Source organism: Rhizobium sp. BK176 (assembly GCF_024808055.1).
Genome location: NZ_JANUBV010000008.1, coordinates 92,678 through 111,081, shown reverse-complemented (window position 1 = coordinate 111,081; position 18,404 = coordinate 92,678). Strand labels below are relative to the sequence as shown.

19 protein-coding genes are annotated in these 18,404 nt (G+C 60.1%); 15 read left to right on the top strand and 4 right to left on the bottom strand.

Going from position 1 to position 18,404, the window contains the following annotated elements:
• The first annotated feature begins 41 nt into the window (after positions 1-41).
• The 3 genes from FHT76_RS22880 (at position 42) to FHT76_RS22870 (ending at position 2,212) form a co-directional block, all read left to right on the top strand.
• A complete protein-coding gene (locus FHT76_RS22880) occupies positions 42-752 on the top strand; it encodes an LssY C-terminal domain-containing protein (protein ID WP_183753812.1) in 711 nt (236 codons plus the stop codon).
• Between the two features lie 46 nt (positions 753-798).
• A complete protein-coding gene (locus tag FHT76_RS22875) occupies positions 799-1,650 on the top strand; it encodes a carbon-nitrogen hydrolase family protein (protein ID WP_259126334.1) in 852 nt (283 codons plus the stop codon).
• Between the two features lie 94 nt (positions 1,651-1,744).
• A complete protein-coding gene (locus FHT76_RS22870) occupies positions 1,745-2,212 on the top strand; it encodes a group III truncated hemoglobin (RefSeq protein ID WP_183863542.1) in 468 nt (155 codons plus the stop codon).
• A gap of 6 nt (positions 2,213-2,218) precedes the next feature.
• Here the strand turns inward: FHT76_RS22870 and FHT76_RS22865 are convergent, their stop codons facing one another.
• Both FHT76_RS22865 and FHT76_RS22860 read right to left on the bottom strand, forming a co-directional pair.
• Positions 2,219-2,740 carry a GNAT family N-acetyltransferase gene (locus tag FHT76_RS22865; protein ID WP_183863200.1) on the bottom strand — a complete coding sequence of 174 codons (522 nt, stop codon included), beginning with the start codon at positions 2,738-2,740 and terminating at the stop codon, positions 2,219-2,221.
• Positions 2,741-2,761: 21 nt separating this feature from the next.
• On the bottom strand, positions 2,762-3,328 hold the full coding sequence (locus FHT76_RS22860; RefSeq protein WP_183757772.1) for an XRE family transcriptional regulator: 567 nt from the start codon (positions 3,326-3,328) through the stop codon (positions 2,762-2,764).
• 141 nt (positions 3,329-3,469) lie between these two features.
• On the opposite strand from FHT76_RS22860, the gene lepA reads away from it, so the two are divergent.
• Positions 3,470-5,302: a translation elongation factor 4 gene (gene lepA / locus FHT76_RS22855; RefSeq protein ID WP_183863198.1), complete on the top strand. Its 1,833-nt coding sequence runs from the start codon at positions 3,470-3,472 to the stop codon at positions 5,300-5,302.
• Positions 5,303-5,352: 50 nt separating this feature from the next.
• On the opposite strand, the gene FHT76_RS22850 is transcribed toward lepA, so the two are convergent.
• Together FHT76_RS22850 and rfbC are read right to left on the bottom strand one after the other, a co-directional pair.
• Positions 5,353-5,808 (bottom strand): GFA family protein, encoded by a 456-nt coding sequence (locus tag FHT76_RS22850; protein WP_183863197.1) that lies wholly within the window; start codon positions 5,806-5,808, stop codon positions 5,353-5,355.
• A gap of 95 nt (positions 5,809-5,903) precedes the next feature.
• A complete protein-coding gene (rfbC, locus tag FHT76_RS22845; RefSeq protein ID WP_183757767.1) occupies positions 5,904-6,434 on the bottom strand; it encodes a dTDP-4-dehydrorhamnose 3,5-epimerase in 531 nt (176 codons plus the stop codon).
• Positions 6,435-6,557: 123 nt separating this feature from the next.
• On the opposite strand from rfbC, the gene FHT76_RS22840 reads away from it, so the two are divergent.
• From FHT76_RS22840 to FHT76_RS22790, 11 genes are all read left to right on the top strand, one after another.
• Complete coding sequence (locus tag FHT76_RS22840; RefSeq protein ID WP_183863195.1) at positions 6,558-7,379, top strand: NAD(P)-dependent oxidoreductase; 822 nt, start codon at positions 6,558-6,560, stop codon at positions 7,377-7,379.
• Positions 7,380-7,381: 2 nt separating this feature from the next.
• Positions 7,382-8,452, top strand: coding sequence for a class I SAM-dependent methyltransferase (locus tag FHT76_RS22835; protein WP_259126330.1), 1,071 nt, complete (start codon positions 7,382-7,384; stop codon positions 8,450-8,452).
• On the top strand, positions 8,430-9,215 hold the full coding sequence (locus FHT76_RS22830; protein ID WP_210296709.1) for a cephalosporin hydroxylase family protein: 786 nt from the start codon (positions 8,430-8,432) through the stop codon (positions 9,213-9,215). Before FHT76_RS22835 ends, FHT76_RS22830 begins: the two co-directional genes overlap by 23 nt.
• A 38-nt stretch (positions 9,216-9,253) precedes the next feature.
• Positions 9,254-10,021 (top strand): glucose-1-phosphate cytidylyltransferase, encoded by a 768-nt coding sequence (gene rfbF, locus FHT76_RS22825; protein ID WP_183757761.1) that lies wholly within the window; start codon positions 9,254-9,256, stop codon positions 10,019-10,021.
• Entirely contained in the window at positions 10,018-11,088 is a 1,071-nt protein-coding gene (gene rfbG, locus FHT76_RS22820; protein WP_183863191.1) for a CDP-glucose 4,6-dehydratase, read from the top strand. Before rfbF ends, rfbG begins: the two co-directional genes overlap by 4 nt.
• Positions 11,089-11,092: 4 nt before the next feature.
• Positions 11,093-12,322 (top strand): class I SAM-dependent methyltransferase, encoded by a 1,230-nt coding sequence (locus FHT76_RS22815; protein WP_259126329.1) that lies wholly within the window; start codon positions 11,093-11,095, stop codon positions 12,320-12,322.
• 620 nt (positions 12,323-12,942) lie between these two features.
• The gene (locus tag FHT76_RS22810) at positions 12,943-14,523 is read left to right on the top strand and encodes a peptide ABC transporter substrate-binding protein (protein ID WP_183863187.1); all 1,581 of its coding nucleotides are present in this window, start codon (positions 12,943-12,945) and stop codon (positions 14,521-14,523) included.
• A 48-nt stretch (positions 14,524-14,571) separates the two neighbouring features.
• Positions 14,572-15,495 carry an ABC transporter permease subunit gene (locus FHT76_RS22805; protein ID WP_016552174.1) on the top strand — a complete coding sequence of 308 codons (924 nt, stop codon included), beginning with the start codon at positions 14,572-14,574 and terminating at the stop codon, positions 15,493-15,495.
• Positions 15,492-16,409, top strand: a complete 918-nt coding sequence (locus FHT76_RS22800) for an ABC transporter permease (protein ID WP_114710431.1) — start codon at positions 15,492-15,494, stop codon at positions 16,407-16,409. Before FHT76_RS22805 ends, FHT76_RS22800 begins: the two co-directional genes overlap by 4 nt.
• Entirely contained in the window at positions 16,410-17,417 is a 1,008-nt protein-coding gene (locus FHT76_RS22795; RefSeq protein WP_183863185.1) for an ABC transporter ATP-binding protein, read from the top strand. It begins immediately after the preceding gene.
• A complete protein-coding gene (locus FHT76_RS22790) occupies positions 17,410-18,393 on the top strand; it encodes an ABC transporter ATP-binding protein (protein WP_183863183.1) in 984 nt (327 codons plus the stop codon). The genes FHT76_RS22795 and FHT76_RS22790 overlap by 8 nt, the downstream gene beginning before the upstream one ends.
• The last annotated feature ends 11 nt before the right edge of the window (positions 18,394-18,404 follow it).

Genomic DNA, 18,404 nt, shown 5'->3' with positions numbered 1-18,404 from the left:
TCAGAGGGTCGTATGATAACGCCGAGGCCGGGGGGACTTCGATGAGACAGTTGACGAAAACGCGGATAGTGGGCGGCGGTGTGGCGATCCTGTTGGTTGCGTATCTGGTCGTCGCCTATTTCTTCATGCCTGAAATATGGATTCATCGCGACGCCAGCCGCGTCGCGGAATTTGGCCCAATGGTGACCACCACCAAACAGGACATTCCCGGCGATCCCATCAATGTCGGGCTTGTCGGCGCAAAGGAGGACGTGCTCCGGGCATTCGCGTCGGCTGGATGGGATCCGGCTGACAAGATCACGCTACGAACATCGGCAGAAATTGGATTGAGTGTCGTGCTCGATCGGCCCGACCTCGACGCTCCCGTGAGCCCGTTGCTGTTCGAGGGACGCCAACAGGATCTGGCGTTTGAAAAGGCCGTCGGCAAGAGCGCCGACGAACGCCATCACGTCCGTTTCTGGGAAACCAAGAAGAGCGGTGAAGATGGGCGCCCGGTGTGGCTCGGCTCGGCGAGCTTTGATCGCGGTGTTGGTTTCAGCCATGACACCGGCCAGATCACCCATCACATCGCTCCTGATGTCGATGCCGAGCGGAATCTTGTTATTGGAGATCTTCAGACGGCCGGGCAAGTGTCGTCGACCTACGAGATTGCCGGGATCGGCGCCACCAAGGCCGGTCGCAACGGCGGCGGCGATCCCTATTTCACCGATGGAAAGGCACTGATCGGCGTGCTGCGTGGCGTCACGCCATAGCCGGCTTCCACGCTGCGTCAAATCAGCGGAAGATGCGGGCCGAATCATGAGAGGCGGACCGTTGAAGATTGCCGCAGCACAGACCCTGGTTTCTCCCGACATTGCGGCGAACGGCAGCGCAATCCGGAGCATGATAGCAGCCGCGGCCGCCGGCGGCGTGCGTGTCATCAACTTCTGTGAGGGCTCACTTTCGGGCTACTCGAAGTTCCAGATCATGCATCCCGACGACTGGAGGAGCTTCGATTGGAGCAGGCAGGAGGCGGAGCTGAGGGCGATCGCCGATCTCTGCGGCAACCTTCGCATCTGTGCGGTCGTCGGCGGAGCGCATCGGCTGGCGGAAGGCCGCCCGCCGCACAACAGCCTCTACGTCTTCTCCGAAGAAGGAGCGCTTCTCACCCGCTACGACAAGAGGTACCTGTCGAACAGCGAACTCGGCGGTTGGTATTCTCCAGGCACCGCACCCATCACTTTCGCCGTAGGCGAATATCGATTTGGCTGCGCTATCTGCATCGAATCTCAATTTCAGGAGGTGTTTCAAGAATATGAGACGCTCGGCGTCGATGCCGTGCTTTTTTCCTCGTATGGCCTTGCCGAGTACTTCCAGATCGCGCTTCGCGCTCATGCGGGGCTGAACTGCATCTGGATCGGCGCTGCGACGCCGGTCCAGAAGGCACCCAAAGGGCCGGCCGGCATCATCGGCCCGGACGGAAAATGGGTGGCGCAGTGTCCCGCAACGCCCGAACCGTGCCTGGTGACGGCGGTTCTCGATCGCGACGACCCTGTCTACGACATCCCGCTGCGGAAGGCCCGGCCTTGGCGGCTGAAGGCGCGAGCGGGCGACATCTATCGCGAGAAGATCGTCGATGATCCCAGAAGCGAAAACAGAAACGTCTATTGACGCGCAATGCTGCATTGCGTCGCAGTGCCTTCATCTTGGGGCGTCGACCGTCTATATGTCCGGAGTCGCGGGTTGCGACGTGCCGGAGTTCATGATGGATACCGAAATACAGGGCCGTGCTGCGCATGTGGCCGCCATCCGCGAGCGCGCAGAAGCCGAAATGAAGGCGATGGGGATCGATGATGCGTTCATCGATCACTTGGTCGAGACGTTCTACGGCCGGGTGCTCCAGCATCCGACGCTTGGGCCAGTATTCGATGCCAGGCTCTCCGGTCGCTGGCCGGAGCATATGCAGAAAATGAAGAGTTTCTGGTCGTCGGTCGCTTTGCGCAGCGGCGCCTATGGCGGCAAGCCAGTGCAGGCGCATACCGGTGTCGCGAACCTGTCTGCCGATCTTTTCCCCCAATGGCTGGCGCTGTTTTCCGAGACGCTTAGCGATATCGCCCCGAACCCCGAGGCCAAAGCCTGGTTCATGGCAACCGCGGAGCGGATCGCCCGTAGCCTGACGCTATCGCTGTTCTACAACCCGGCGCTCGACGATCCGAAGCGGAAGCCCGCCTAAGCCAGTTCAGGCAACACGCTTGTAGAAAAACGTCGTGGCGCAGAGGCCACCTTCCGGCCACAGCGCATAGTCCGGGATGACCCCCACCCGCTCCCAGCCAAGCCGTGGATAGATCGCCTCGGCGTCGCTTCCGGTTGCGGTGTCAAGCACCAGAAGCGTCTTGCCGCGCGCGGCCGCTTCGCGTTCAGCCGCAACCATCAGCACGCGCGCCAACCCCTTGCCGCGCGCGGAGCGATGCACCAGCAGTTTCTTCAGATCGCCGCGATGCGGCTGGTTCGGCATCTGCGCCGCACCGACCTGCACCGTGCCGACGCTCCGGCCTTCAATCTCGGCGACGAAGAGCAGCGTCGCGCCTGAAGCAACGGCATCTGCAACGCCCTGCCAATAGGGCTCCGCATCGGCATGGGTGTAGGGCTGCATGAAGCCGACGGAGGCGCCGCCGTTGACGCAGTCGGTCAGCACCTCGCAAAGGTCTGGTATCGCCATGCGGGCCTGTGCCGCGTCAAGAAGGCGGATCATTGCTGTCATCACTTTTTCTCCTGAAATGAATTAGCGCCCGCGCCGGTCGAGCACGACGCAATAGCGGGCAGGAATGTTGCCGGGGTTATGGAAAACATGGCCTTCACCGACCGGCATGAAAAGACAGTCGCCCGGCAGCAGCCGGTAGACCGTGTCACCCGTCGTCATTTCCATCTCGCCATCGAACAACCAAATGTGCTGGGCCATACCGCTGCTTGCGGCGTGCGGAGGAAAACTGACGCGACCGCCTGGCGGAAACTCGACGTCCACGATGTCGACATCGGACGCGGCGCCGGGCGGCGAGACGGAGCGCCTGAGGTAGCCCGTCTCCGGATCCCTCCAGACCTGCTGCTCCTGCCGGCGCGACAGCGGCGAGGCCTCACCCTCCTCGGCAAAGAACGCCGAAAGCGACAAACCGAGCGCTGCGCAAACTCTCGCGAGCAGCGAGGCTGTCGGGCTAGCTTCACCACGTTCGATCCGCGAGATCATCGCACGGCTGACACCCGAGGCGTTGGCGAGGTCGTCGAGCGTCATATTCTTCTGCACCCGCAGCTTGCGGATGCGAATGGCGATCGCCTTTTCCAGTTCCTGTTCCATTATTCGATCCAGTATTTCTACTATAATAGAAATACATAGTCTGATCATGGAATCAAGCGCCAAGTTTCCGCCTGAGAAACAGCGAGTTATCGTAAACGAACCCCTGCTTTTCCGCTTTGCGGCAAGGGGCGGCGCTGCTATATGGCGCGCATGAGCACCAATCCGACCACTCCGCTTTCCCATATCCGCAACTTCTCGATCGTGGCCCACATCGACCACGGCAAATCGACACTTGCCGACCGCCTGATCCAATCGACGGGCGGCCTCGCCGAGCGCGAGATGTCCGAGCAGGTGCTCGACAACATGGATATCGAGCGCGAGCGCGGCATCACCATCAAGGCCCAGACGGTGCGCCTGCACTACAAGGCCAAGGATGGAGAGACCTATATCCTGAACCTGATCGACACGCCCGGCCACGTCGACTTCGCCTACGAAGTCTCGCGCTCGCTGTCGGCCTGCGAAGGTTCGCTGCTGGTCGTCGATGCGTCGCAGGGCGTGGAAGCCCAGACGCTTGCCAACGTCTATCAGGCGATCGACAACAATCACGAGCTCGTCACCGTCCTCAACAAGATCGACCTGCCGGCGGCCGAACCGGACCGCATCAAGGAACAGATCGAGGAAGTCATCGGCATCGACGCCTCCGAGGCCGTGCTGATTTCGGCCAAGACTGGTCTCGGTATCCCCGACGTTCTCGAAGCCATCGTTGCGAAGCTGCCGGCGCCGAAGAGCCCGGGCGGCGAGAAGGCTCCGCTGAAGGCACTGCTCGTCGACAGCTGGTATGACACCTATCTCGGCGTCATGGTTCTCGTCCGCATTATCGACGGTGTTCTGACAAAGGGCCAGACGATCCGCATGATGGGCACGGACGCCAAGTACCAGGTGGAACGTGTTGGCGTGCTGACACCGAAGATGGTCAATGTCGACAGCCTCGGCCCCGGCGAGATCGGCTTCATCACCGCATCGATCAAGGAAGTGGCCGACACGCGCGTCGGTGACACCATCACCGAGGACAAGCGCCCGACCGCGCAGGCCTTGCCGGGCTTCAAGCCAGCACAGCCGGTCGTCTTCTGCGGTCTCTTCCCTGTTGATGCCGCCGACTTCGAAGATCTGCGCGCCGCGATGGGCAAGCTTCGCCTCAACGACGCCTCCTTCTCCTTCGAGATGGAATCGTCCGCGGCTCTCGGCTTCGGCTTCCGTTGCGGCTTCCTTGGCCTGCTGCACCTTGAAATCATTCAGGAGCGCCTTGAGCGCGAATTCGACCTCGACCTGATCGCCACTGCGCCTTCGGTGGTCTACCAGCTGACGATGACCGACGGCAGCGAGCGCGAACTGCACAACCCGGCCGACATGCCGGATGTCGTCAAGATCGACGAGATCCGCGAGCCGTGGATCAAGGCGACGATCATGACGCCGGACGATTATCTCGGCGGCATTCTCAAGCTCTGCCAGGACCGTCGCGGCATCCAGACCGAACTCACCTATGTCGGCACGCGCGCCATGGTTACCTATGAGTTGCCGCTCAATGAAGTCGTCTTCGACTTCTACGACCGCCTGAAGTCGATCTCGAAGGGCTATGCGTCGTTCGATTATCACCTCGAAGGTTATCGCGAAGGCAACCTCGTGAAGCTGTCGATCCTCGTCAACGGCGAGCCGGTCGATGCGCTGTCCATGCTCGTCCACCGCGCGTCTGCCGAAAAGCGCGGTCGCGACATGTGCGAGCGGCTGAAGGAGCTGATCCCGAAGCACATGTTCAAGATCCCGATCCAGGCCGCGATCGGCGGCAACGTCATTGCCCGCGAGACGATCTCGGCGTTGCGCAAGGACGTGACGGCGAAGTGCTACGGCGGTGACGCCACCCGCAAGCGCAAACTTCTGGATAAGCAGAAGGAAGGCAAGAAGCGCATGCGCCAGTTCGGCAAGGTGGAGATTCCGCAGGAAGCCTTCATCGCCGCGCTCAAGATGGGCGACGAGTAAGGAACCAACATCCAGCCCGGCCGGCGCGCATGGCCGGGCTGCGACATGCCTCAGCTGCAGGCCATGTATTCCTTCACCAATCCCTCATAGGCGTCCATCTCCGGTAGCGCCTCATAGCTGCGGGCTGCGCCGGTTTCGGCAAAGGGCAGCTTTTCACGCGTCCAGGTCTCAATAAACGGTTTGAACCAGCGCGGATCGTCCAACATCGTCGGGCGGAGGTTGACGAACCAGTCCATTCCTTCCGATCGCGTGAACATCCAGGTCATGCAGTGGCCGCAGAAATAATGGTGCGCCTCGGCGCCGTGCAAACCGCCGACCACTGGCTCCCCTTCCGTAATCGCGAAGCCTTCCGCCGGGATCGCGGCACTCAGCGAATAGGCACTCGACGACATCTTCTGGCAGCCCGTGCAATGGCAGGCCATGGTCAAAAGCGGCTTGGCGCTGATCTTCAATCGCACGCGCCCACATCGGCAGCCGCCCTCCCAAGGCAGATCGACTTCACTCATCACGTCCTCCTTTTTCGCCGTGCTCAATCTAGCGGCAGTCAGTCCGGCGTCAAACCCGCCCACCGCGAACGACAAACGCACCGGCAGATGCTCCCCTAGAGCATCGGGAAATTGCGATCCCTCTCGGACATCTGCTCGACCGGCAGCGGCCAGCCGATGGCGATCTTCGGATCGAGCGCGTTGACGCCGCCCTCGGCTCCCGGCGCGTATGGCTTGTCGTGCAGGTAAATCAGTTCGCAGTTTTCCGTCAGCGTCTGGAAACCATGGGCAAAACCCGGCGGGATCATCATTGACCGCGCGTTCTCGGCGGAGAGAACCTCGCCATGCCACATGAGATAGGTTGGCGACTGCGGCCTAAGATCGACTGCGACATCGAAGACGGCCCCGGCGAGGCAGGAGACGAACTTCGCTTCGTCGTGCGGGGCACGCTGGAAATGCATTCCGCGAATGGCCCCTTTCGCCTGCGTCATCGTGTGATTGATCTGCGCGATGCGACCGATGCCGAAATCCGAAAGCTCCTCGGTACAGAAGAAGCGCGAGAAAAAGCCGCGCTCATCGCCAAGCCGCTGACGCTCGACGACGAGGAGATTGCTGAGGGCAGTCGGGATGCGATTGAAACGGGACATGGAACTCGACCGGAACGTTTGAGGATAGCCGACAGAATGCTTTATCGCCTTGTTTCAACCCGCGCAAACTTGACCTCACACCCAAAAAGGGCTCATTAGCAGCCACTGTTCGAGAGCACTGATTTGGGCAAAGTACTTATCACCGGAGCCTCCGGGTTCGTGGGCCAACACGTCCTGCGCACACTTGTCGCGCAGGGGACCGACTTGCGTGTGGTCCTTCGACCGAAAGCCGTCGAAAAGCTGCGGGACGTCGAAGCGATTGAGATCGTGGAAAGCCCGTCTCCTTTTTCCGAGAGCGAAGGCTGGTGGAAAGATACCCTTGCCGGGATCGATACGATCATTCACCTGGCGTGGTACGCGGAGCCTGGAAAATATCTCACGGCGCCGGAAAATCTGGACTGCCTTTCCGGCACGCTGACGATGGCAAGGGCCGCAGCCGGGGTAGGCGTGCGCCGATTTGTCGGCATTGGCACGTGCTTTGAATATGACGTTAGCTTCGGCAAGCTTTCGATTGACACACCATTGAAGCCGCTTACGCCCTATGCGGCTGCCAAAGCGGCGGCGTTCATGGCGCTCTCGCAGTGGCTGCCGGCCCAAGGCGTCGAGTTTGCGTGGTGTCGCCTGTTCTATTTGTATGGAGACGGCGAAGATGAGCGTCGCTTCGTGCCATATCTCAAAAAATCGCTCGAGGCGGGGCAGCGGGCAGACCTCACAGAGGGAAGGCAGGTCCGCGACTTCATGGATGTCCATGATGCTGCCGCACGCATATGCGACGTCATCTTCGGAAAAGCCACGGGCGCTATCAACGTCTGCTCCGGCGTTCCTGTGACGGTGCGGGAACTCGCGGAACGAATCGCCGATCAGTATGGTCGGCGAGACCTACTAAATTTTGGGGCGCGGCCCGACAATCTTGTCGATCCGCCCGTCGTCTTGGGAGTGCCATAGCCTTGAATGCAGCACCAACGGATGTCCGCGTGCTTTACGAGCAGCGGGGTCTGCCGATCTTTCAGAACAGAATGTACGACACCTTGGAGGATGCCCTCGGCTCGCCGAAAGGTGACATCTGCCTGGTGGAAGATGTGCGCACGGGTCTCGTCCGCAACGCAGCGTTCCAACCCGACCTGATGGTCTATGACACATCTTACCAGAACGAGCAGGGCCTGAGCCCAATGTTTCGTCGCCATCTGGAGGAAGTCGCGTCAATCATTACCGCGAACATGGGCGAGAAGAACCTCGTTGAGGTCGGCTGCGGCAAGGGGCTTTTCCTTGAGATGCTGGAAGAGCGCGGGGTCGAGATAACCGGCTTCGATCCTGCGTATGAAGGCACCAACAGCCGAATTCGCCAGGAGTATTTCCAGCCCGGCAGCGGTATTGAGAGCGACGGCCTCATCCTCCGGCATGTCCTGGAACACATTCCGGACCCGGTCGCTTTCCTCGGCCAACTGAAGGAAGCCAACGGCGGGCGCGGATACATTTACATCGAGGTTCCCTGCTTTGATTGGATCTGCGAGCAGCGGGCATGGTTTGACGTCTTCTACGAACACGTCAACTATTTCAGACTTTCGGATTTCCACCGAATGTTCGGGACCGTTGTAGCAAGCGGAAGAATCTTCGGCGGCCAGTATCTCTACGTCGTCGCGGACCTGGCAACTTTGCGCCAACCGATGATCGACCAGAACGACCGCGTAAAAATGCCCGCGGACTTCGTCGAGAAGCTGGAGAGCATCAGCCCCGGCGAAACCCAAACAGCGGTGGTCTGGGGTGGTGCTTCGAAGGGCGTGATATTTTCGCTTTTGCGGGAGCGAAAAGGCCGTCCCGTCACCGCCGTGATTGACATCAACCCTTCAAAGCAAGGCAAGTTCCTGCCTTTGACCGGCTTGAAAGTTCAATCCCCGAACGCGGTGCTGCCCGGACTGCCGCCAGGCTCCGATATCTACGTGATGAATCGCAATTACTCTGAAGAGATCAAGAAAATGTCCAACAACGCCTACAACTATGTCGAGGTCGACCGTGGCTGATTTCAAGAGCGAAGTCGCCGACCGCATTGTCGCGATCCAAGGCAACGAGGACTTCAAACGAAGCGCTTCCGATTTCCTGCGCAAGTCCGTCGAGCCGAAATATTCCTATAACTACTTCTGGATGGGTCGCCCAATTATCCAGTACCCCCAGGACATGGTCGCCATGCAGGAGATCATCTGGGAGACGCGTCCAGACCTGATTATCGAAACCGGGATCGCACATGGCGGATCGCTGATCCTCAGCGCATCCATGCTTGCGCTCCTTGATATGACCGATGCGATGGAAGCCGGCGTCAGCTTTGACCCACGCGCTTCGAACCGACGTGTTCTCGGCATCGATATTGATATCCGCACGCACAACCGGACGGCAATCGAAGCGCATCCGATGGCGTCGCGCATTCAGATGATTCAAGGGTCGAGCATAGACCAGACCGTCATCGACGAGGTCCATCGGATCGCCAAGCCCTTCAAGCGCGTTCTTGTGTGCCTGGACAGCAACCACACCCATGACCACGTGCTGGCGGAGCTCGAGGCCTATGCGCCCCTGACCTCGGTCGGCAGCTATTGCGTCGTCTTCGACACGCTAATCGAAGATATGCCTGAAGACGCGTATCCAGACCGATCCTGGGGACCGGGCGACAATCCGAAAACGGCTGTGTGGAAGTATCTCGAAACGCATCCTGAATTCGAGATCGACCGGGCGATCGATCAGAAGCTTATGATCACCGTGGCCCCCGACGGCTTTCTGAAGCGACACAGATAGAACTCCCAGAGGCGGCGTTCTCAGGCCAGGAACCCTACATGAAAATCGTCATTCTCGCTGGTGGTTACGGCACCCGCATTTCCGAAGAGAGCCATCTGCGGCCCAAGCCGATGATCGAGATCGGAGGTCGTCCGATCCTCTGGCATATCATGAAGATCTATAGCCACTACGGCTTCAATGATTTCGTGATCTGCCTTGGCTACCGCGGCTACATGATCAAGGAATACTTCGCGAACTACATCCTGCATTCGGCAGACGTGACCTTCGACATGGAGCGCGGCGAGACGACCTACCACGCCACCAAGGCCGAGCCCTGGCGCGTGACACTTGTCGAAACAGGCGAGGGATCGATGACCGGCGGGCGCCTGAAGCGTGTCGCGAACTATCTCGATGACACATTCTGCCTCACCTACGGCGATGGCGTGGCTGACGTCGACATCAAGGCTCTGACGGAATTTCATCTAAGGCACGGACGCGAGGCGACGGTGACGAGCGTCGTGCCGCCGGGAAGGTATGGCGCCCTGCTGACCGACGATGGAAAAGTCACGAGCTTCACCGAAAAGCCTGCGGGCGATAACGGGCGCATCAATGGCGGCTTCTTCGTGCTCAACCGGTCCGTGCTCGATCGTATCGAGGGAGACCTAACGCCGTTCGAGGCAGCGCCGCTCGAAAGCCTCGCCACCGACGGCCAACTAATGGCCTTCCCGCATGACGGGTTCTGGCGGCCCATGGATACGCTGCGCGACAAGAACCAGCTCGAAGAGCTGTGGCAGAGCGGCCATGCCCCATGGAAAGTCTGGTCATGAGCAGGCTTCCGGATCAGCGCTTCTGGTCGGGAAAGCGTGTCTTCCTCACGGGTCACACCGGCTTCAAGGGAACGTGGGCGCGGCTATGGCTTTCCCGGCTCGGCGCCGAGGTGGTCGGCTATGCGCTTTCACCAGCAACGACGCCATCACTGCATGGGCTTGCCGGCAGCGCTGGTCTCACCGCCGAGACAATCGCCGACATCCGCGACGGAACGACGCTTACCAAAGCACTGAACGATTGCAATCCCGATATCATCCTGCATATGGCGGCACAGCCGCTGGTTCGGCGCAGTTATCTTGAGCCGGTCGACACTTTCGACGTCAATGTCATGGGGACGGTACGCCTGTTGGAGGCGGCGCGTTCGCTTGAGGCGCTCAAGGCCGTCCTGGTTGTTACGACCGACAAGGTCTACAGCAACGACGAAAGCGGACGGCATTTCGTCGAAACCGATCGGCTTGGTGGGCACGACCCCTACTCCGGCTCGAAGGCTGCGGCCGAGATTGCAGCCGCGACCTACAGGGACTCCTTCTTCCGCTCAAAAGGCGTGCATGTCGGCACCGCGCGCGGCGGAAACGTGCTCGGCGGCGGCGACTTCTCGGAAGACCGCCTGGTTCCGGACATCGTCCGCGCCGCCATCGCCGGCAAGATTCTTGATATTCGCAGCCCGCTGGCGACGCGCCCATGGCAACACGTCCTCGACTGCTTGAACGGCTATTTCCTGTTCTGCGAAGCGCTATACAGCGGGGCCGCGTCGGCGGAATCGCTGAATTTCGGGCCTTCGCCTGATGAAGCGCAAATCCCCGTTGGTGTCGTGGCGTCATCCGTCCAGACAGCCATGGGGCTCGGGCAAACCTGGCAGGATACGTCAGCGGCAGACAAGCCGCGCGAGATGCACGCGCTGGGCCTTGATCCCGCTGAGGCTAGCCGTTCTCTTTCCTGGCGGGCAAGGCTGAGCCAAGCGGAAGCCATAGACTGGGCCGCGCGCTGGTACGATCAGTGGCGCCGGGGCGAAGATGCGCTCTCGCTCGTCACTGGCCAGATTGATGCTTTCACGAAAGGCGCCTAACCACATGTCTCACCAATGCCGTTTCTGCTCAGCGCCGCTGACGACCGTTGTCGCGGATCTTGGATCGACACCGTGGTCCAACTCTTTTCTGCCCGACGCGGCCGCGATTGCGAAGGAGCGCTCCTTTCCGCTGAAGGTCATGGTTTGCTCGGAGTGCTTTCTGGTTCAGACAACCGAGAACGTGCCGGCTGACGAAATTTTCAATGCCGACTACGCTTACCTCTCCTCGTTCTCGACGAGCTGGCTTGAGCATGCCAAGCGTTATGCCGAGATGATGGCCGAGCGCTTCGGGCTCTCAGCGGATTCGACGGTGGTCGAAGTCGCCTCGAATGACGGCTATCTCCTGCAATACTTCGCCGCCAAGGGCATCACCGTGCTCGGCGTGGAGCCGGCCGCAAATGCCGCAAAGATTGCCGAGAGCCGGGGCGTGCCGACCAAGGTCGCTTTCTTCGGCAAGGAGACTGCCACGGCGCTGGTCGCGAGCGGCGTGCGCGCCAACGTCACGGCCGCCAACAATGTCCTGGCGCACGTACCTGATATCGCTGACTTCGTCGGCGGCTTCGCCATCCTGTTGAAACCCGACGGCGTCTCGACCTTCGAATTCCCGCATCTTCTGACGATGATCGATGGAATCCAGTTCGATACGATCTACCACGAGCACTACTCTTATATGTCGCTGCTCGCCGTCGAACGCATTTTCGGTGCTTGCGGACTGAAGGTCTTCGATGTCGAAGAAATTCCAACGCACGGCGGTTCATTGCGCGTGTTCGCACAGAAGGCAGAGGGCACACGTGCTGTGACGGACAGACTTGTCGCCCTCCGGAAAAAGGAAGAGGCGTTCGGTCTCAAGCAGATGGCGACGTATGAGCGGTTCGGATCGCGGATCGAAGGCGTGTGCCAGGAGTTCAAGGCCTTCCTTGCTCGCGCCAAGGCCGAGGGGAAGACGGTCGCCGCCTATGGCGCCGCAGCCAAGGGCAACACCTTTCTCAACGTCTGCGGCGTCACCGCCGACGACATCGCCTTCGTGGTCGACCGCAGCGACATCAAGCAAGGCAAGTTGCTGCCTGGGAGCCATATCCCTGTCCATCCGCCGAGCCACCTAGAAGCCGCAAAGCCGGACTATCTCGTCATCCTCCCCTGGAATCTGACGGAGGAGATCGTTAGGTCGAACGGCTACATCCGGGAACGGGGCGGACGCTTCGTCGTCGCGATTCCGACGCTGCGGATCCTTTGACCTTCGGCGCAAAGCGGCGCCTGAACGGTACCGCTTGTCCCTTGTTGTCGCACGCCTGCGCTTAGGACTTTGAGGTCCGAAAGATTGCCGAACCTCTTCGGGTGTGGATATCGCCTGGGCAACTCTAGTGGGCAGTCAGCCGTGCCTGCGGCATGTTTCCGCCGTTTGTCTTTTTCGCCTCCGGAAGTCCTTTTGCATGTTCTGGCGTGGCGCCTTTCGCCGAACCTCCTCAGACAACGCCACATTTCAAAAACAATGGCGACTACATGTCGCAAACAGATGTCAAAGGGACGCATTTGCCATTGAATTATCAGTGCAATTCTCTGCAACAGCAGAAAATGTTGAGCCGGCTAGCGTCAGCTTATTCAACCAGTGATTGATTTTCCGAAGTATGGCCGTTGTTGATTAACGCGGCCGGAACGGCTCAAAATCCCTCTTTCTGTAGCCGGCTGAGGGACTGCGCCGTAAAAATTACGGCTACAGAAGGCGTCGCTCGCCATTTCATTTGGGGGCTTGCAACGGCAGACCTTTACGATAGGTTGCGCGCTGACCTGAACGTAAACTGGTCACGGGAACAAACGACTAATAAAAGGCGCAAAGCCTAGAAAGGTGGCCCCCATATGAACTTTCTGACGAAGAAATTCCTGGCTTCAGCAGTGTTTGGCTCGCTGCTGGCCGTTTCGGCCCATGCGGCCACACTCAACATCCACAATGGTGGCGACCCGCAGTCCCTCGACCCACAGAAGCTGTCGAGCGACTATGAAAACCGCATTGCCGGCGACATCTTCGAAGGTCTCGTCACCGAAGATCCGAAGGATGATCCGGTTCCGGGACAGGCGGAAAGCTGGACGGTTTCCCCCGATGGCAAGGTCTATACCTTCAAGCTTCGCGACGGCATCAAGTGGTCGGATGGACAGCCGGTAACGGCGGGCGACTTCGTCTTCGCCTTCCAGCGCCTCGTTGACCCAAAGAACGCCGCCGAATACGCCTATCTGCAGTTCACCATCAAGAACGCGGAAAAGATCAACAAGGGCGAGATCACCGATTTCAGCCAGCTCGGCGTCAAGGCGATCGATGACAAGACGCTCGAGATCACGCTCGAGAACCCGACGCCCTACTTCATCAACTCGCTGATGCACTACACCGCCTACCCGCTGCCAAAGCACGTGGTCGAAGCAAAGGGCACCGACTGGGTGAAGATCGGCAACATCGTCACAAATGGCCCGTACAAGCCGACCGAATGGATTCCGGGTGCGTCGGTCACGACTGTCAAGAACGACCAGTATTACGGCGAGAAGGACCTGAAGATCGACGGCGTGAAGTTCTTCACGCTGGAAGACCAGGAAGCGGCTCTGAAGCGCTATCGCGCCGGCGAATTCGACATCATGACCGACTTCCCGACCGACCAGTACGAGTGGATGAAGAAGAACCTGCCGGGTCAGGCGCACGTCACGCCGTTCCTGGCGAGCTACTACTACGTGCTCAATGCCACCAAGCCGCCATTCAACGACAAGCGCGTCCGCCAGGCCCTGTCCATGGCCGTCAACCGCGAAGTCATCGGCCCGAAGATCCTCGGCACCGGCGAACTGCCGGCCTATTCCTGGGTCCCGCCGGGCACGTCGAACTACGGCGATCCGGCCTATGTCAGCTGGAAGGACATGCCTTACAAGGACAAGGTGGAAGAGGCGAAGAAGCTGCTCAAGGAAGCAGGCTTCGGACCTGACCACCCGCTGAAGGCACAGCTCCGCTACAACACCAACGACAACCACAAGCGCGTGGCTGTCGCGATCGCCTCGATGTGGAAGCCGCTCGGCGTCCAGATCGAGCTCTACAACACCGAAACCAAGGTGCATTACGACGAAATGCAGCATGGCCAGGTGGAAATCGGCCGTGCTGGCTGGATCGCCGACTACAACGATCCGGACAACTTCCTCGGTCTGCTCGTTTCCGGCGTTTCGATGAACTATGGCCGCTGGAGCAACGCCGACTACGACAAGCTGGTCAAGGAAGCGAACGCACAGACCGACCTGAAGAAGCGTGCGGAGATCTTCAAGCAGGCCGAACAGCTGGCACTCGATGACAGTGCCGCCATTCCGCTCTACTATTACGTCTCCAAGAACGTCGTTTCGCCGAAGGTCCAGGGCTTCGTCGACAACATTCAGGACATCCATCGCACGCGCTGGCTGTCGGTTAAAGAATAAGGAACACCGGCCCTTCCCGCTCGATGTGGGAAGGGCCGATCCACGACCATGATCAAATACGCACTCCGTCGCCTGCTGTCGACGATCCCCGTGATGTGGATCGCCGTGACACTCAGCTTTTTTGTCTTGCGCCTTGCTCCCGGCGGCCCCTTCGATGGCGAGCGGCCATTGCCGCCGGTGATCCTGAAGAACCTCGCGGCCCACTACAATCTCGATAAGCCGCTGATCGAACAATACCTGATCTACGTCTTCGACGTCCTGAAGGGCGATCTTGGCCCATCCTTTGCCAACGAAGACTTCAGTGTTGCCCAGCAGATCATGATCGGCCTGCCTTACACGTTCACGATCGGCGGCCTCGCCTTCATCCTTGCCATCCTCATCGGCGTAACAGTCGGCTGTCTTGGGGCGCTTTATCAGAATAAGGCGCCTGACTACGTCCTCGGCCTGCTTATTCTCGTCGGCCTGGTTCTTCCGAACTTTCTGATCGCGCCCATCCTGCAGCTGATTCTCGGCATCCACCTCGGCTGGTTGCCTGTAGGCGGGTGGGGCGACGGCTCGTTCAAATATCTCGTCATCCCAATCGTTGTGTTGGCATTGCCGCATGCGGGCCGTATCTCGCGCATGACCCGCGGCTCGATGATCGAAGTGATGAACCAGAACTACATCCGCACGGCAAAAGCCAAGGGCATCGGCCCGCGGCTGACCGTCATGCGCCACGCTCTCAAGCCCGCCATGATGCCGGTTGTTTCCTATCTCGGCCCGGCGGCCAGCTACCTTCTCACCGGCTCGCTCGTCGTTGAAAGCATCTTCGGATTGCCCGGCATCGGCCGCTATTTCGTCAACGCCGCGCTGAATCGCGACTACGGCATGGTTCTCGGCACGGTCATCTTCTACATGGTGCTGATCGTCATCCTGAACCTTCTCGTCGACATCGCCTATGCGTGGCTCGATCCGAAAGTGAGAAACCGATGATCCTCAATCCCGCAAAAAGAGAGCTGCTTGCGGCCGAACTTCTCGAGGCCGAAGGGCTCTCGCACAAGAGCCGCTCTCTCACCGGCGATGCCCTGCGTCGTCTTTCCCGCAACAAGGCGGCCGTCGTTGCCATCGTTGTGCTGCTGCTTCTCATCCTCGCAGCATTTCTTGGGCCATACCTCATTCCGTTCGACTATGAGGAGCCGGATTGGGCGGCGTTCCGGATGCCGCCTGATATGGAAAGCGGCCACTATTTCGGAACCGATCCGAACGGCCGCGACCTGCTGGCCCGCGTGCTCTACGGCACCCGTGTTTCGCTTGCCGTTGCGGCGACCGCCACCATCGTTTCGGTGGTGATCGGGGTGCTGTACGGCGCGATTTCCGGCTATATCGGCGGCAGGCTCGACGCGATCATGATGCGCTTTGTCGATATCATGTATGCGCTGCCTTACATCCTTTTCGTCATCCTGCTGATGGTCGTGTTTGGCCGCAACGTTTACCTGCTGTTTGCAGCAATCGGTGCGCTGGAATGGCTGACGATGGCCCGAATCGTGCGCGGACAGACGCTGTCAATCAAGCACCGCGAGTTCATCGAGGCGGCCCGGGCATCCGGCCAGAAGCCTTTCAAGATTATCCTCAAGCACATCATCCCGAACCTTGTCGGGCCGGTGGTGATCTTTGCTGCGCTGACGGTCCCAGAAATCATCGCGACGGAGAGCTTCCTGTCCTATCTTGGTTTCGGTGTTCAGGAACCGTTGACATCGCTCGGCACGCTGATTGCCGAGGGCACCGACGCCATGGAAAGCATGCCGTGGCTGTTGGTCTTCCCGGCCTGTTTCCTCGTCGCCCTGCTGATGAGCCTGCTTTTCATCGGCGACGGTCTGCGCGACGCGTTCGACCCGAAGGATCGATAAATGCAACAAGAAATAAAAAACGATACGCTTCTCGAACTGCGAGACTATTCGATCACCTTTGCGACGCCGGATGGCGAGGTAAAGGCCGTATCCAACATGAACCTGTCGATCCGTCGCGGCGAGCGTGTCGCAATCGTCGGCGAGTCGGGGTCGGGCAAGAGCCAGACCTTCCTCGGCGTGATGGGGCTGCTTGCCAAGAACGGCCGCACCAGTGGCCAGGCACTGCTGGAAGGCAAGGACGTCTTGGCGCTAAAGCCGCGGGAACTCGACCATGTCCGCGGCAAGGACATGGCCATGGTGTTCCAGGACCCCATGACCGCGCTCAATCCGTCGCTGCGGATCTCCCGGCAATTGACGGAGCAGCTTGAGGTTCACCGGGGCTTCACGGCGCGCGCTGCCTCCAACGAGGCGCTCGATATGCTGAAGCGGGTCGGCATCCCTGATCCAACGCGACGCTTCAACCTTTATCCACACGAACTGTCGGGCGGCATGCGCCAGCGCATCGTCATTGCGATGGCACTGCTGACGAAACCGAAGCTGCTCATTGCCGACGAGCCGACGACCGCGCTCGACGTTACGATCCAGGCCCAAATCCTTGATCTCTTCAACGACCTGACCGCGGAAATGAACACGGCGCTTGTCATGATCACTCATGATCTGGGCGTTGTCGCCGGCCTCGCGGATCGCGTTGCGGTCATGTATGCCGGGCGGATCGTCGAGGAAGCACCGGTCGACGAGCTCTTCGAGGTACCGGCGCATCCCTATACGGCTGCGCTGCACGCTTCCATCCCGCGGCCAGACCAAGACGTCGATCAGCTCGCCGTCATTCCCGGCCGCCCGCCCAACCTGCAGCATCTGCCGAAGGGCTGCAGCTTCTCGCCGCGCTGTCCCATGGTCCAGAACGACTGTATCGACGCGTCGCCGAAACTTGAGATGTTGGCGAAGGGCCATTCCGCGGCCTGCTTCCATCCTTTCCCGCGCCGTGAGGAGGTTCTGAGCCATGGCTGACCGTTCGCTTCTGAGGGTCGAGAACCTCACCACCCAGTTTGAAATTCCGTCGAAGAGCTTCTTCAGACCACCGATGAAGCTGACTGCGGTGAACAATGTCAGCTTTGACCTGAGCGAAGGTCGGACGCTCGGGATCGTCGGCGAGTCGGGCTGCGGCAAGTCCACGCTTGGGCGCTCGATCCTGCGTCTTTTGAAGTCGCAGAAAGGCCGCATCCTGTGGCAGGGACGCAATCTCCTCGATCTTTCGGACGAAGAGATGCGGGCAGCGCGCCGCGACATGCAGATCATCTTCCAGGATCCGATCGCCTCCCTCGACCCGCGCATGACCGTCGGTGATATCATTGCCGAACCGCTGACCGTCTTCGAGCCGAAGCTTACCAAAGCGGAACGCGTGGCGCGCGTCCGGGAAATCATGGGTGCCGTCGGCCTGGTGCCGGAGATGATCAACCGCTATCCGCACGAATTCTCGGGCGGGCAGGCGCAGCGTATCGGCATCGCCCGCGCTGTCGTGACGCGGCCGAAGCTCATCATCTGCGATGAGCCGGTCTCGGCACTCGACGTGTCGATCCAGGGGCAGGTGATCACCCTGCTGCGCAAACTCCGCAAAGAGTTCGGGCTGACCCTGATCTTCATCAGCCACGACCTTTCGGTTGTGCGGCTGATCTCGGACGATGTGCTTGTGCTCTATCTCGGAAAGGTAGTCGAAGCTGGCGATTGCGCCACCGTTTTTGACCGGCCGGCGCATCCTTACACACAGGCGCTCTTCTCGGCAGCACCAGTGCCTGATCCGAAGCTGGCACGCAACCGACAACGCATCCGGCTTCAAGGCGACCCGCCCTCGCCGCTCAATCCCCCGCCAGGCTGCGTGTTTTCTCCGCGCTGCTGGAAGGCCACGGATATCTGCCGCAAGGAAATGCCGCCGACGGAGCTGGTTCGGCCAGAGCAGACAGCAGCCTGTTATCACATGGACCGCTGACAGGGCATTAA